Below are 15,210 nucleotides of genomic sequence, written 5' to 3'. Positions count from 1 at the left end.
TAAAATTTGTTAGTATATACTTAACATCATAAAATGATGTGTTTATTTGTATATAAATTATATTTAAGATAAAAAATTAAGGAAGTGAGTATTTTGAGTTTTTTAGTAAAAATCAGAGAAAAGGCAAGAGAAGTACAAAAATCAGTTGTATTACCAGAAGGAACAGATGAAAGAGTTGTAACAGCAGCAGCTAAAATAGTTGAGCTAGGAGTAGCTAGACCAGTTGTTTTAGGACACAGAGACGATATGGAAAGAGTTGCTAACGACTTAGGAATCAGCTTAAGAGGAGTAGAGATAATCGAAGCAAAAAATCCTCCAAAACTAGAAACTTATGCAGAGAAATTAGCAGAATTAAGAGCTAAAAAAGGAATGACTGTAGATCAAGCTAGAGAGATCTTATTAAACGATCCTAACTTCTATGGAGCTATGATGGTTAAAATGGGAGATGCAGATGCTATGGTATCTGGATCAGACTCTCCAACTGCAGATGTACTAAGAGCAGGATTACAAGTAATCGGAACAAGAAAAGGAATAAAAACTGTATCATCAGTTTTCGTAATGGAATTAACTGAAAGACAAGATACTTACGGAGACGTTTTATTATTCGGAGACTGTTCAGTAATACCAGTTCCTACATCAGAGCAATTAGCAGATATAGCTGAAGCATCAGTTATAACAGCTGATAAAGTTGTTGGAATGCAAGGAAAAGTTGCTTTATTAACATTCTCAACTAAAGGATCAGCAAGCCACCCAGATATAGATGTAGTTATCGAAGCAGGAAAAATCTTAGCTGAGAGAAAAGTTGAGTTTCCTTACACAGCTGAAGTTCAAGCTGACGCTGCATTAGTTAAGTCAGTAGCAATGAAAAAATGTCCTGAGTCAAAAGTAGCAGGAGATGCTAACATCTTAATATTCCCTAACCTAGCAGCAGGAAATATTGGATATAAATTAGTTCAAAGACTAGCTGGAGCAAATGCATATGGTCCATTAATTCAAGGACTTGCAGCACCTATTAACGACTTATCAAGAGGATGTTCAGTAGATGATATCGTTAACTTAGTAGCAATCACAGCAGTACAAGCAGCAGAATAATAATTTTAAGAGGAGATATAATAGAATGAAAGTTTTAGTAATTAACTGTGGAAGTTCATCATTAAAATACCAATTAATGAATCCAGAAACAAGAGAGGTTTTTGCAAAAGGATTATGTGAAAGAATAGGAATAGATGGTTCTAGAATGGAATATGAAGTACCAGCTAAAGACTATGAAGTAAAAATCGAAAAACCAATGCCAACTCACAAAGAAGCTTTAGAATTAGTTATTGGAGCAATAACTGATAAAGAGCACGGAGTAATTGCATCTGTAGAAGAAGTTGAAGCAATAGGACACAGAGTAGTTCACGGAGGAGAAACTTTTGCAAGTTCAGTATTATTAACTGAAGAGGTAATGGCTGCAGTAGAAGCTAACAACGAATTAGCTCCACTACACAACCCAGCTAACTTAATGGGAGTAAGAACTTGTATGGCATTAATGCCTGGAAAACCTAACGTAGGAGTTTTCGATACAGCTTTCCACCAATCTATGCCAGCAAAAGCATTTATGTATGCTTTACCATATGCTGATTACACAGAATTAAAAGTAAGAAAATATGGATTCCACGGAACATCTCACTTATTCGTATCTGAAACAATGAGAGAGATAATGGGAAATCCTGAGCATTCAAAAATAATAGTTTGTCACTTAGGAAATGGAGCTTCTGTTTCTGCTGTATTAGATGGAAAATCAGTAGATACATCAATGGGATTAACTCCATTACAAGGATTAATGATGGGAACTAGATGTGGAGATATCGACCCAGCTGCAGTATTATTTGTTAAAAACAAAAGAGGATTAACTGATAAAGAAATGGATAACAGATTAAACAAAGAATCTGGAATCTTAGGAATTTTCGGAAAATCATCAGACTGTAGAGATATGGAAGATGGAGTAGCTGCTGGAGACGAGAGAGCAAAATTAGCTGAAGAGATGTTCATCTACAAAATCAAATCATATGTAGGAGCTTATGCAGCTGCTATGGGTGGAGTAGACGCTATCTGTTTTGCTGGTGGAATCGGAGAGAACGCAGCAGGAATAAGAGAGAGAGTAATTGAAGGATTAGAGTTCTTAGGAGCAAAAATCAATAAAGAAGTAAACTCAGTAAGACAAAAAGGAAATGTAAAATTATCTACAGATGATTCAAGAGTATTAATCTACAAAATACCTACAAACGAAGAGTTAGTAATTGCTAGAGATACTTATAGAATCGTTACTGGAAAATAATAAAATATGTAAGAAAATCATATATAAAAAATAAAAATGGTTATATAAGAGAATAAAATCAAAAAAATTTAAATAATTGTTGACAAATTTTAAATATGATTTAAAATAATAGTATAGAAGTAAATTATAAAAATACTTTCATAAAAGAATTATAGGAGGAAATTGTAATGGTTAAAAAAATGCAGACAATGGATGGAAACCAAGCTGCAGCATACGCTTCATATGCGTTTACTGAAGTAGCTGGAATTTATCCTATCACTCCATCATCACCAATGGCAGAGTACACAGATGAATGGGCTTCAAAAGGAATGAAAAATATATTTGGAGTACCAGTAAAAGTTGTAGAAATGCAATCAGAGGCTGGAGCAGCAGGAACTGTACACGGTTCTTTACAAGCAGGAGCTTTAACTACTACTTATACAGCTTCACAAGGATTATTATTAAAAGTGCCTAACATGTATAAAATAGCTGGAGAGTTATTACCAGGAGTAATTCACGTTTCAGCTAGAGCATTATCAGCTCAAGCTCTATCTATCTTTGGAGACCACCAAGATATATATGCAGCTAGACAAACTGGTTTTGCAATGTTAGCAACTAACTCAGTTCAAGAAGTTATGGACCTTGCAGGAGTAGCTCACTTAGCAGCTATCAAAACTAGAGTTCCATTCATGCACTTCTTTGATGGATTCAGAACTTCACACGAAATTCAAAAAGTAGAAGTAATGGATTACGAAGTATTCAAGAACTTAATCGATATGGAAGCAGTTCAAGCTTTCAGAGAAAGAGCTCTTAACCCTGAGCACCCAGTAACTAGAGGAACTGCAGAAAACGATGACGTTTACTTCCAAACAAGAGAAGCACAAAACAAATTCTATGATGCAGTACCAGATGTAGTAGCACACTACATGGCTGAGATCTCTAAAGTAACTGGAAGAGATTACAAACCTTTCAACTACTATGGAGCACCAGATGCTGAGAGAATAATCGTTGCTATGGGATCAATCTGTCCTATATCAGAAGAGACAATAGATTACTTAAATGCTAAAGGAGAAAAAGTAGGGATTTTATCTGTACACCTATACAGACCATTCTCTGCTAAATACTTCTTTGATGTATTCCCATCAACAGTTAAGAAAATTGCAGTTTTAGACAGAACTAAAGAGCCTGGATCACAAGCTGAGCCATTATTACTAGACATTCAATCTCTATTCTACGGAAAAGAAAATGCTCCAGTAATAATCGGAGGAAGATACGGATTATCTTCTAAAGATACTACTCCAGCTCAAGTTATAGCTGTATTTGATAACTTAAAATTAGACCAACCAAAAGATAGATTTACTGTAGGAATAGTAGATGACGTTACATTTACTTCACTAGAAGTAGGAGCACCTGTAACTGTAACTGGTGACGATGTAAAAGAGTGTCTATTCTTCGGATTAGGAGCTGACGGAACAGTTGGAGCTAACAAAAACTCTATCAAAATAATCGGAGATAAAACTGATTTATATGCTCAAGGATACTTCGCATATGACTCTAAAAAATCAGGAGGAGTTACTAGATCTCACTTAAGATTTGGAAAATCTCCTATAAAAGCAAGCTACTTAATTTCTAACCCACATTTCGTAGCATGTTCAGTACCAGCTTACTTACATCAATATGATATGACTTCAGGAATCAGAAAAGGTGGATCATTATTAATCAACTGTATCTGGGATGCTGAAGAAGCTGTAAAACAAATACCTAACAAAGTAAAAAGAGACTTAGCTAAAAACGGAGCTAGATTATTCATAATCAATGCAACTAAATTAGCTGAAGAGATTGGATTAGGACAAAGAACAAATACAATAATGCAAGCTGCTTTCTTTAAATTAGCTGACATTATTCCATTTGATGAAGCTCAACAATATATGAAAGATTATGCTAAAAAATCTTATGCTAAAAAAGGTGACGATATAGTACAAATGAACTATAACGCAATCGATAAAGGAGCAGAAGGATTAATCGAAGTAACTGTTGATCCAGCTTGGGCTGAATTACCAGTTGAAGAATTAAAAGCAGTTGAAGAAGATTGTTGTGGAGGATCTTGTGGATGCCACGAGAAATCAAAAACTGAGTTATTCGTAGAAAGAATTGCTAAACCTATAAACGCAATAAAAGGATACGACTTACCAGTTTCTGCATTCAACGGATATGAAGATGGTACTTTCGAAAACGGAACTACTGCATTTGAAAAGAGAGGAATAGCTGTACACGTACCTGAGTGGAAAGCTGAAAACTGTATTCAATGTAACCAATGTTCTTATGTATGTCCACACGCTGTAATAAGACCATTCTTAATGACAGAAGAGGAAAAAGCAGCTTCTCCAGTTGAGTTAACAACAATTAAACCAGTTGGAAAAGGATTAGATGGATTACAATATAGAATGCAAGTTTCTACTTTAGACTGTACAGGATGTGGATCTTGTGCTAACGTATGTCCAGCTAAAGAGAAAGCATTAGTAATGGTATCTATTGGTCAATCATTAGAGAAACAAGAGGATAAGAAAGCTGATTACTTATTCAACAAAGTTGAGTACAGAAGCGACTTAATGTCTAAAGATACTGTAAAAGGATCTCAATTCTCTCAACCATTATTCGAATTCCACGGAGCATGTCCTGGATGTGGAGAAACTCCATACTTAAAAGCAATAACTCAATTATTCGGAGAAAGAATGATGATAGCTAACGCTACTGGATGTTCATCAATATACAGTGGATCAGCTCCTTCAACTCCATATACAACTAACAAAGATGGACATGGACCATCATGGGGATCTTCTCTATTCGAAGACAACGCTGAGTTCGGAATGGGAATGCACGTTGCTGTAGAAACTATGAGAGATAGACTTCAAAACATAATGGAAGAAAATATGGATAAAGCTCCAGCAGAGGTTGCTGAGTTATTCAAAGAATGGATAGAAAACAGATCATTTGCTGCTAAATCAAGAGAAGTATCTGATAAGATAATCGCTGCTTTAGAAGGAAAAGACTGTGAAGTATGTAAAGAAATCTTAAGCTTAAAACAATACTTAGCTAAAAAATCTCAATGGATCTTCGGAGGAGACGGATGGGCATATGACATCGGTTATGGTGGAGTTGACCACGTATTAGCTTCTAAAGAAGATATAAACATTGTTGTACTAGATACAGAGGTTTACTCAAATACTGGAGGACAAGCTTCTAAATCAACTCCTACAGGAGCAATTGCAAAATTCGCAGCTGCAGGAAAATCAGTTAAGAAGAAAGACCTTGCTGCAATAGCTATGTCTTATGGACACATCTATGTTGCACAAGTATCTATGGGTGCAAACCAACAACAATACTTAAAAGCATTAAAAGAAGCTGAAGCTTACAATGGACCATCTTTAATCATTGCTTACTCTCCATGTATCAACCACGGATTGAAAAAAGGAATGGCTAAAGTTCAAAACGAAATGAAGATGGCAACTGAATGTGGATACTGGCCAATATTCAGATACAACCCTGCATTAGAAGCAGAAGGTAAAAACCCTCTTCAAATAGATTGTAAAGAGCCTAACTGGGATAAATACGAAGAGTACTTATTAGGAGAAGTAAGATATGCTACTCTTTCTAAAGCTAACCCAACAGAAGCTAAAGATCTATATGAAAGAAACAAAGCAGAAGCTCAAAGAAGATGGAGACAATACAACAGACTTGCTGCTATGGACTTCTCATCTGAGAAAAAATAATAGTAAACTGTTATACTGTTAGATAATAAATCATTACAGAGGACTGGTACTTAGGTACCAGTCCTTTTTATATAAATAAACTATTATTTTAGATGAAGTTTTGTTATTTGAAAGAAATTGATATATATGTTATGATAGGGTTGAGTAAATTACAAATTAAGGGGGAGTGAAATGAAGATATTACACACTTCAGATTGGCATTTAGGAAAGAGATTGGAAGGATCAAAAAGAATAGAGGAACAGAAAAAATTTGTAGATACACTTGAAAAAATAGTAAATGAAGAGAATCCACAGTTAATATTAATAGCTGGGGATATATTTGATACACCAGCACCAAGTTCAGAGGCAGAGAAACTATTTTTTGATGCAATGAAAAAAATATCAAATTTTGGTAAGAGAGCCATAGTTATAATTCCAGGTAACCACGATAGTGCAGAGAGATTGGTAGCCTCAAAGAATTTAGCTAAAGAGTTTGGAATAATAATATATGAAAAACCTTTTGAAGAGAAAGAGTTAGGAAAATATGGAGAGTTTGAGATAGAGAGAGCCACTCAAGGAGGGGCGTTATTAAATATAGGTGGAGAGAGAGTATATATTTATTCGTTACCATATATGAGTGAAGCTATATTAAATGATGAGTATAGAAATTTATTTGAAGAGAGTGATGAGGATTTACCTTATACTAAAAAGATAGGAAGGGTATTGAAATATGGAGTTTCTCAATTGGAGAATATTCCAAAAGTTGTAATGGCTCATCTATTCATTATGGGAAGTATTGGTGATGGAGATGAGAGAGGAGTCGAATTAGGTGGAAGTAAGGGAGTAGACTTAAATGATCTACCTGATGTTGATTACATAGCACTTGGACATATACACAAGCCAGTAAAATATAGTAAGAAGAGAGCTTGTTATTCAGGATCACCGATAGAGTATAGAGTTACAGAGAATAGATATAAGAAAAAAGTGATAATAGCAGAATTAAAAGGGGAGCTACAAACAGATATAAGGGAGATAGAGCTAGAAAATTATAAACCTATAAAGAGATATGAGGTGATAGGTGTAGAAGAGGCTATAAACCTATCTAAAGAGCTTATGAAGGTAGAAGAATGGGTATATTTAAAAGTTGAAACTGATAGGTACTTATCTGGAGCAGAGATTAGGGAGATTAAAAAAAATAAAAATATAGTTGAACTAACTATTGCATACCAAAATAGTGAAGAGAACCAAGAGGTAAATTATTTTGAAAATGGTGAAATCAATATTAAAGATAGTTTCATAGAGTATTACAAAAAATTTGATGGAATAGAGCCAAGTGAAGAGACAATAGATCTATTTATGGAATTGTTAGGTGGGGAGGAGTAGAATGAGACCAATTTTATTAGAGATAGAGGGATTACAAAGCTATAAGGAGAAACAAGTTATAGATTTTGAAAAGCTATGTGAAAATGGACTGTTTGGAATATTTGGAGAGACAGGTAGTGGAAAATCTACTATTTTAGATGCTATGATATTGGCTATCTATGGAGATATTCCTAGAGCTTCGGAACTTGCTAATGAAAAAAATGGTCTAAAGAATTTTTTGAATACCTCATCTAAAAAGCTTGAGATATATTTTAAATTTGCTTTGGGAGAGGATACTTATGAGATAAAGAGAAAGTATGCTCTAGGAAAGAGTAAGGGTCAAGATGAGTTAAAAACAAAAGAACAATTATTAATAAAGAATGGAGAGATAATAGCTGACTCATCAACTAAGATCAAAAGTCAGATAGAGGAGGAGTTTGGTTTATCAATAGGTGATTTTTTGAGAACTGTTGTTTTACCTCAAGGAAAATTTAGTGAGTTTGTCAAACTTAAAGGAAAAGATAAGAGAATAATGCTTGAGAAAATCTTTGCTATGGAAAGATATGGACAGAGATTACAAGATAGAATAAGAGAGAGGGTAAAGGGATTAAAAGCTAAGGATAAAGAGTTATCTCAAGAGATGGAGAGCTTTTTAGAGGTAAGCATTGAAAAGATTCAAGAGTTGGAAACTCTAAGAGATGAGAGATTATCTATAAAAGAGAGAAAGGTTGAAGAAGAGAAGGAGATTGAAAAGAGGTTTGTTGAATTAAACTCTTTGAAAAAAGATTTTGAAGAGTTTAGCTTTTACTCTAAAGAGAAAGAGCAACTAGATGGTGAAAGAGATGATATAGAGTACAAAAAAGCCAAATTACTTTGTGGTAGAAATGCTAATGAGGTAAAAAAGGTTATTGTTGAATTTGAAGAAAAGGAAGAAGAGAAGAAAAGAGTAATTAAAAGTTTAACTCAACTGAAATTGAAAGAGGAGGCTCTACTCTCAAATATTGACAATTTGAACAAAGAGATTGAAAAAGAGAGAGAGAAGAATATTGAGATTCAAGATAAGAGAGAAAAAGTTGATTATAGCAGAGATGAAGAAGAAAAAATAAATGAGGTACTAAAAAATAAAGAGATAGTAAAATCTAAAGAGGGGTATTTAAAGAGAATAGCAATTGAAGTTGAGGAGTTAAAAGAGATTAGAGATAAGAAAAATATTGAACTTCAAGCTAAGAGAGAGGAGCTAGAGACAAAAAGTAGAGAGTTACTTGCTTTTCCAGAGATAGATAGAGAGAGTATAGACGAATATAGGGTAAAAATCGAAGGGTATCAAAGAGTTTTTGAAAGTTATCAAGAGAAAAAACAGGAGAGAGAGTTAAATTTAGTAAGAATAGGTAAGTTAAAAGAGGAGTTAGAGAGTTTACATCAGGAGAAAATAGAGCTAGAAAGAGCAGTTGAGGAGTTAGAGAGTAAAAAAAGAGAGAATCTTGCATATGAACTAGCCAAAGATCTGAAAGAGGGAGAGCCTTGTCCTGTTTGTGGATCTATACATCATATGAAGTTAGAGCATAAAGAGAGTGAAGATATTGAAATCATAAAAAAAGAACTAAAAAATTTAGAGAATAAAAAAGTCAACAACACTGTAACTATTGGTAAAAAAAATGGAGAGATAGAGAGCTTAGAGAGAAATATTGAGAGATTAAAAGTATATTATGAGGATAGATTGATAGATGAAGATATTTTAAAAGAGTTGATGACAGACAGAGATAGATTTCAAAAGAGTTTAGAGGAAGAGGAGAAAAGGCTAGAGAGATTAAGTTCAGCTAAAAAAGAGTTAGAGTATCTGGTAAAAGGGTTATCAGAGAGTGTTAAAAATATAGAGCTAGAACTAGAAAGATTGGTGGAAAAAAATGAGAAGCAAGAGAGAGCATATTTAGAATTAGAAGGAGAGATAGATAGATTAAACTCTGAGATAGAAAAGTATGGTGAGGAGTTTCTAAATCAAGATATAGAGAGTTTAAATTCTAGAAGAGAGATTTTAAGAGAGAATTATAAAAAGATTGAAGCTTATGATTTAGAGATGAAGAGATTGAGAGCTTCTATCCAAAGAGGAGAGAGTGAGCTACAGGAGAGTAAAAAATCAATAGATGAGAATAGAATGGGAATTAATAGATATGAGGTAGAAGTTAAGAGTTTAGATGTAGTGATTGAGAAATTAAAAAAACAGATAGATGAATTGATGAGTAAATATAATTTTATAACAATTGAGGAGATAGAGGATAACTGTATCAATGAGATTGAAGAGACTTCATATACACAGGATATCAATAGTTATGAAGATAGATATCAAAAAGTTACTATTCTATTGAAAAAATCAGAGGAAAATATAGCTGGAAAAGAGTTTTCTATAGAAAAATGGGAAGAGATACAAATAGTTAAAGAGGGAATAAAAGAGGAGATAGTTCAGCTAATTGAGGATCTACAGAGATTAAATATGGATATAGATGAGATGAAAAAACAATTGGCTCTTTCAAAAGAGAAGGGAAAAGAGTTGAAAGAACTTAGAAAAGAGTTGGCTATTGCAGAGGATTTATTAAGTAAATTTAGTAGTGGTGGTTTTGTAAACTACTTAACAACTAGAAAATTAAGAGGAGTTATGGAGAATGCCTCTTATTATGTGAATAAAATTACAAATGGTAGATATAAGTTATATACAGATGATGAGTGTGACTTCTATGTAATAGATGTATTCAATGAGGGAGTAAAGAGAAGGGTTGGAACTCTATCTGGTGGAGAGATCTTCATAGTATCACTATGTTTAGCTTTAGCTCTTTCTAAGCAGTTACAATTAAAAGGGAAGGTGCCATTGGAGTTTTTCTTCTTAGATGAAGGATTTGGAAGCTTGGATAGCAATCTTCTAGACAAGGTTATGGAGGCTATTGAGAGTATTAGAAGAGAGGAAAATATAAATATTGGAATAATCACTCACTTAGAGGATTTGAAAGTTAGAATTGATAAGAAACTACAGGTTGAGAAGGCAATTTTTGGTGAGAGAGGAACAAGAGTAAAAATAATATAAATAAACTCTTGACAATTGGAAATGAATATAGTATATCAGTATTGGGCTATTTAAATGAAAATTAAGGAGATGATTGTAATGAGCACAAAATTTAAATTAGCTGGAATTGAAATGAAATATTTTATTCCAATATGTCTAGTTGTTATAACTTGTACTGCAATGGGAAAACTACCAACAGGAATGTTAGGGGCTTTACCATTAATGATTGTCATTGGTGTAATTTTTGATTTTATAGGAAATAAGACTCCTATTGTAAAAGATTATCTGGGTGGAGGACCTATTGTTATTATATTCTTATCGGCTTTTTTGGTATATTATAATGTGATTCCAGAGAAATCTTTAGCTATTATGAAGAACTTTATGACAAAGGAGAGCTTTTTAGATTTTTATATTGCAGCTCTAATTGTAGGTAGTATTCTAGGAATGGATAGAAAACTACTTATGAAAGCAGCGTTGGGATATCTGCCTGTAATATTGGGTGGAGTTGCTGTTTCAGTTCTATTGACAGGATTGGTAGGGTTTATAACAGGGTATGGATTCTTGAAATCTATTTTCTTTATAGCTATTCCTATTATGGGAGGAGGAATGGGAGCTGGAGCTATTCCTTTGGCTCAGATTTTCAGTACCTCTTTCAATCAGACACCAACAGAGTTATTAGCTGTAATGGTACCAGCAGTTGGATTGGGAAATGCTTTAGCAATAGTTTTTGGTGGACTATTAGATAAGTTAGGTAAAAAATATCCAAGCTTGAGTGGAGAGGGAAAACTTTTAAAATCTCAAGAGGAGATAGTAGAGCAAGATGAGGATCAAAAGAGAATAGAGTATACAGACTTAGGAATAGGTCTACTAATAGCTACAACATTCTTTGCTTTTGGTACTATTTTAAGCAAATATATTCCAATACACTCATATGCTTTGATGATAATATCAGTTGTTATATGTAAATTGTTTGGAGCAATAGATCCATATTATGAGGGGTGTTGTGCAAAATGGTTTAACTTTGTGGCTAAGAACTTTACAATTCCACTATTAGTTGGAATAGGAGTGGCTTATACAAGTATAGAGCAAGTTCTAGCATCATTTAGCTTAACTTATATAGTTTTAGTTACAACAACTGTTGTAGGGGCTATTATAGGTACAGCAATAGTTGGACATTTTATAGGTTTTTATGTGATAGAAGGTTCTATAACTGCAGGACTTTGTATGGCAAATATGGGTGGAACAGGAGATGTGGCTGTTTTATCAGCAGCAAATAGAATGGTACTTATGCCATTTGCTCAGATCTCTTCAAGAATAGGTGGGGCGTTTATGTTACTACTTACTTCCCTTATAATAAATTTTGTAAAATAAAAAAGAGTTGATAAAAAAGGAAAAAAGTTACTCGGAGTAATTTTTTTCCTTTTTAATTTAAAATTTAACTATTTTTAGAATGTTTTGACTAGGGAATTCAATAACCTCAATTTTATCAAGATCAGTTATACTAGAAAAATTATCACTTAAAAGAGTATCAAAATTTTTACTCTGGTCAATAAAGATAAATCCACCGTCAATAACTTGAGAACTATTTCTACCATAGGCTGTAACTCTATATTGAACAAATCTCTTTTTAGTAAGATTTTTTAATGTTCCTTTTATATAAAGTCTACCATTTTTTTTATAGACTTTATAGTTGTAGAGATCAACTTTTGGGGGAAGATCACCAACCCAAGCAAACATCTGTATAGCTATATTTACTCCAAATTGAGTGCCTGCTACAAGGGCAGTTTTTTCTTTATCAAAGACAAAATCTGGAATGGTAATACTCTCTATGTAAGTATAGAAGGCATACTCTCCTACTTGAGCATTCAAAGGAGAGTTAGCAAAAATCTTCAAGCACCTGCTCTCTCCAGGTTTTATAGTCATATATCTAGGCTGAAATACCACCCACTTATCCATACTCTTCTCCTTTATTTTACTAGGAAGAGCACTAAATCGGTAACGAACAGTATGGTTTGTCTTATTACTTATGGTATATTCTTGAAAAGCACCTCCATTATCCAGACGTTGTCCAAAATAATCTGGGGTAATTTCAAAGGCAAATAGATTTAAAGTGATTATGAAGGTAAAAATAAGTGTTGTAATTTTTTTCATAGTTAGCTCCTTTTTAAAATTTTCCACTCTTATTTTTTGGAACAAGAGTAACCTTTACATTTAATCTCCCTTGGTAGTATCCTGGGATAGTTTTTGTGTAATCAACAATTTGGGCTGTGATTAGAAATTTTCTTTTGTTAAATCGTTCATCAACACTTATTGGCTCTTTAGGTATGATTGAGTTAACCTGAGCAGTAACAAATTTTGTAGGATCAAGTCTGTTTTTTTTTCCAATATATTTTAAAGTCATACTTTTTTCAGTTTCGACTAAACAATCATAATTTTTATTGTATTCAGTAGCTATTTCAGCTGTTTTTTTCTCACCAATAGAACCATTTTTAACTTTACCAAATTCAAAATTTTGAAGGGTATTAACAAGGAGGTCAGGTTTTGGATCTTCAGTAAAAAGAATTTCCAAAACAGTATTGGGAAGGAGAAAGCCACCATAGAACTCAGTTTTAATCTTGTCTATTCCCACTTTTTTAAACTCCTCTCTATTTATTTTACAAGTGATTATGTTATTAGCAATAGAGTAGGAGATAGAGTCTTTTCCTAAACTCAGATTTAAATCCATATATTCTTTTACTTTAGGACCTTTTTTTACCTGTTTATTTCCTCTATAAAAGAATATCTGCTTAGATTTAGTATCAAATATCCTAGCTCCAAAAAATGAATCTTCTTGAATAACTTCAGAAGAGGGAAGGTGGTTTTCAATATACCCCCACCACAATATTTTCTTTATATAGAAAATATCATTATTAAGTGTTTTTGCATAAACTTTGATAACTCCATTGTGTTCCCAGAGAAGACTATAGGGTTTAAATGAATAAAAATTAGCAGGAGGAGTATCAATATTCGTGCCTCTTTTCATCAATCTAGGTCTTGTTGAAAACTTTACCTCAATAGGATAACTAGACAGATTGCTCTCTTCAGATTTTAATATATACTCTTTAGATTCAAGTGGTATATTGATATTGGAATCAATTTTTCCATAGAGAGTGTCAGAGTTATGTATATTATTTAGATTGGTTAATTGCTTATTATTTTCAAAATAGAGAGAGATTGGAATTTTTTCTTTAAACTCCTTCCCTTCTAAAAAGTACTTGATATTCCTAATATCTAAAACAATATTTTGATTGCTCTCTTTTCTATGAGATATTTTAGCTATTTTGAGAACTACCCCATATCTATCAAGCTTGTAAAGTGTATCTTTTGTGTCGTTGACACTTTCAATTATAATATGTCCGTCTGCTCTTGAAAGATCAACATATTCATCTACTATCCTTCCAGTGTAAACTTTTTTTATCCTATCTCCTTGGATCAGCCAAAAATATAGTTGTTTAGGAGTAGAGGTAAAAGAGTAATCAACTTCTAAATACTTTTTATTGTTAAGAGAGATAACTTTATTTGGGAACATTCCAACAATATCTGTAAAGGATCTTATACCCTTTATGCTATCAGTTATATATACCCTGTTTGAAAATAGATCCATATCTGATGTCAGTTCAGCATAGAATTTTTTATTGTTACGATCGACTATTAAATCCAAATAATTGTTGCTTTTAATTTTTGTAACCTCTATATTCAATTGAGCAGTACGTCCTTTTTCATAAGCCATTATCCCAGCTGTTCCCAAAATTGTATTTGTAAATAGGAGAAAAGAGATGAGAGTGGTAACTATTTTTTTCAAATCTCCTCCTCCTTACCATAAATAGAGTAGTTAAGAGGAAGAGTTCCCAGATAATCTCCCTCTATCTCATTTTGATTTTTTCCTTGAGAAAACTCTTTCTTATCTAAAATAACAAAGTATATGAGCTTTTCATTCTCCTTCTCTATTATGATCTCATCTTTTTTATTTTCAAAATTAATATTTTCACTTTTAATAAAGTTTTTTCCATTACTTAAAACCAATTGTTCAGGAGTTTTAAATTTAATAAGTTTTCCAATATCCTCATCTAGATTATCTGTAGTTATTATGATTATTCCTCTAGCAGTAGCACTATATAGTCCACTATTTTGTGCTCTGATTTCGTGAAATTCTAAAGGTTTAACCTTTATTTTAATTTCAGAATAAGAGAGTCTATTAAAAATTAAAAGCAAAAGTGTAATTAACTTTTTCATCTACTATCTACCTCCACAGTTATATATACTCTTTTTCTATGAGTTCCCTCCTTACTAATATTTTTTCCAGAAATTTTAACATAGTTATCTCGAATAATTTTACTATCAATATTTTTATTAACATAGATTACAGTGTCAATTTTTCCATCACTATCTATATCAATCTCTTTATTACTGAGATTAAATCTGTATTTATAAAAAGTATCAGGTTTTTTGTTTAATTCCATTTCAAACGGAAGAGTAATCTCCTCATCATCTACAACTAAGGTTTTTACCTCTATATCTGAGATAACTTCTAGTGGAACAAACACTTTAGCCTTAGTATCAACTCTGATTGAATCACTTTTTATTAACTTTCTCTCTTTTTTTACAACTTTTGTACTCTCTTTGTTTTCTGTATCTACAGTAGTTACTGCAGTTTCAGCCCAAAGAAGAGCAGAGGAGATAAAACATAGAGAGATAATTTTTTTTAACAT

General features: G+C 32.8%; 10 protein-coding genes. 6 read left to right on the top strand and 4 right to left on the bottom strand.

Translation table 11 applies throughout. The features are described 5' to 3' along the window. Nucleotides 1-93 precede the first annotated feature (93 nt). The 6 genes from pta to QZ286_RS02365 all read left to right on the top strand — a co-directional run bounded on the left by pta (nucleotide 94) and on the right by QZ286_RS02365 (nucleotide 11,833). A complete protein-coding gene (gene pta, locus QZ286_RS02390) occupies nucleotides 94-1,092 on the top strand; it encodes a phosphate acetyltransferase (protein WP_291255381.1) in 999 nt (332 codons plus the stop codon). Between the two features lie 25 nt (nucleotides 1,093-1,117). Further along, complete coding sequence (locus tag QZ286_RS02385) at nucleotides 1,118-2,320, top strand: acetate/propionate family kinase (protein ID WP_291255380.1); 1,203 nt, start codon at nucleotides 1,118-1,120, stop codon at nucleotides 2,318-2,320. A 167-nt stretch (nucleotides 2,321-2,487) separates the two neighbouring features. Next, a complete protein-coding gene (gene nifJ / locus QZ286_RS02380; protein WP_291255379.1) occupies nucleotides 2,488-6,069 on the top strand; it encodes a pyruvate:ferredoxin (flavodoxin) oxidoreductase in 3,582 nt (1,193 codons plus the stop codon). Nucleotides 6,070-6,240: 171 nt separating this feature from the next. Continuing rightward, on the top strand, nucleotides 6,241-7,431 hold the full coding sequence (locus tag QZ286_RS02375) for an exonuclease subunit SbcD (protein WP_291255378.1): 1,191 nt from the start codon (nucleotides 6,241-6,243) through the stop codon (nucleotides 7,429-7,431). Nucleotide 7,432: 1 nt separating this feature from the next. Then, entirely contained in the window at nucleotides 7,433-10,483 is a 3,051-nt protein-coding gene (locus tag QZ286_RS02370; protein WP_291255377.1) for an SMC family ATPase, read from the top strand. A gap of 78 nt (nucleotides 10,484-10,561) precedes the next feature. Next, nucleotides 10,562-11,833, top strand: coding sequence for a 2-hydroxycarboxylate transporter family protein (locus QZ286_RS02365; RefSeq protein ID WP_291255376.1), 1,272 nt, complete (start codon nucleotides 10,562-10,564; stop codon nucleotides 11,831-11,833). A gap of 57 nt (nucleotides 11,834-11,890) precedes the next feature. Here the strand turns inward: QZ286_RS02365 and QZ286_RS02360 are convergent, their stop codons facing one another. Genes QZ286_RS02360 through QZ286_RS02345 form a run of 4 tightly spaced genes read right to left on the bottom strand, consistent with a single transcriptional unit; the run spans nucleotide 11,891 to nucleotide 15,210 of the window. Next, nucleotides 11,891-12,613: a hypothetical protein gene (locus QZ286_RS02360; RefSeq protein WP_291255375.1), complete on the bottom strand. Its 723-nt coding sequence runs from the start codon at nucleotides 12,611-12,613 to the stop codon at nucleotides 11,891-11,893. 13 nt (nucleotides 12,614-12,626) lie between these two features. Then, the gene (locus QZ286_RS02355; RefSeq protein WP_291255374.1) at nucleotides 12,627-14,303 is read right to left on the bottom strand and encodes a hypothetical protein; all 1,677 of its coding nucleotides are present in this window, start codon (nucleotides 14,301-14,303) and stop codon (nucleotides 12,627-12,629) included. Further along, the gene (locus QZ286_RS02350) at nucleotides 14,300-14,734 is read right to left on the bottom strand and encodes a hypothetical protein (RefSeq protein WP_291255373.1); all 435 of its coding nucleotides are present in this window, start codon (nucleotides 14,732-14,734) and stop codon (nucleotides 14,300-14,302) included. Before QZ286_RS02350 ends, QZ286_RS02355 begins: the two co-directional genes overlap by 4 nt. Further along, a complete protein-coding gene (locus QZ286_RS02345) occupies nucleotides 14,731-15,210 on the bottom strand; it encodes a hypothetical protein (RefSeq protein ID WP_291255372.1) in 480 nt (159 codons plus the stop codon). The genes QZ286_RS02350 and QZ286_RS02345 overlap by 4 nt, the downstream gene beginning before the upstream one ends.

It is taken from the genome of Fusobacterium sp., from assembly GCF_019012925.1.
GTDB lineage: Bacteria > Fusobacteriota > Fusobacteriia > Fusobacteriales > Fusobacteriaceae > Fusobacterium_A.
Note: the sequence above shows the minus strand (reverse complement) of the source record. Positions and strands in the feature narration are given on the sequence as shown.

What these genes read in the sequence shown, in the direction of transcription:
- QZ286_RS02365 (WP_291255376.1), top strand. Translation starts at nt 10,562, where the DNA reads ATGAGCACAAAATTTAAATTAGCTGGAATTGAAATGAAATATTTTATT.
- QZ286_RS02350 (WP_291255373.1), bottom strand. Translation starts at nt 14,734, where the DNA reads ATGAAAAAGTTAATTACACTTTTGCTTTTAATTTTTAATAGACTCTCT.
- QZ286_RS02370 (WP_291255377.1), top strand. Translation starts at nt 7,433, where the DNA reads ATGAGACCAATTTTATTAGAGATAGAGGGATTACAAAGCTATAAGGAG.
- QZ286_RS02375 (WP_291255378.1), top strand. Translation starts at nt 6,241, where the DNA reads ATGAAGATATTACACACTTCAGATTGGCATTTAGGAAAGAGATTGGAA.
- QZ286_RS02385 (WP_291255380.1), top strand. Translation starts at nt 1,118, where the DNA reads ATGAAAGTTTTAGTAATTAACTGTGGAAGTTCATCATTAAAATACCAA.
- QZ286_RS02360 (WP_291255375.1), bottom strand. Translation starts at nt 12,613, where the DNA reads ATGAAAAAAATTACAACACTTATTTTTACCTTCATAATCACTTTAAAT.
- nifJ (WP_291255379.1), top strand. Translation starts at nt 2,488, where the DNA reads ATGGTTAAAAAAATGCAGACAATGGATGGAAACCAAGCTGCAGCATAC.
- QZ286_RS02345 (WP_291255372.1), bottom strand. Translation starts at nt 15,210, where the DNA reads ATGTTAAAAAAAATTATCTCTCTATGTTTTATCTCCTCTGCTCTTCTT.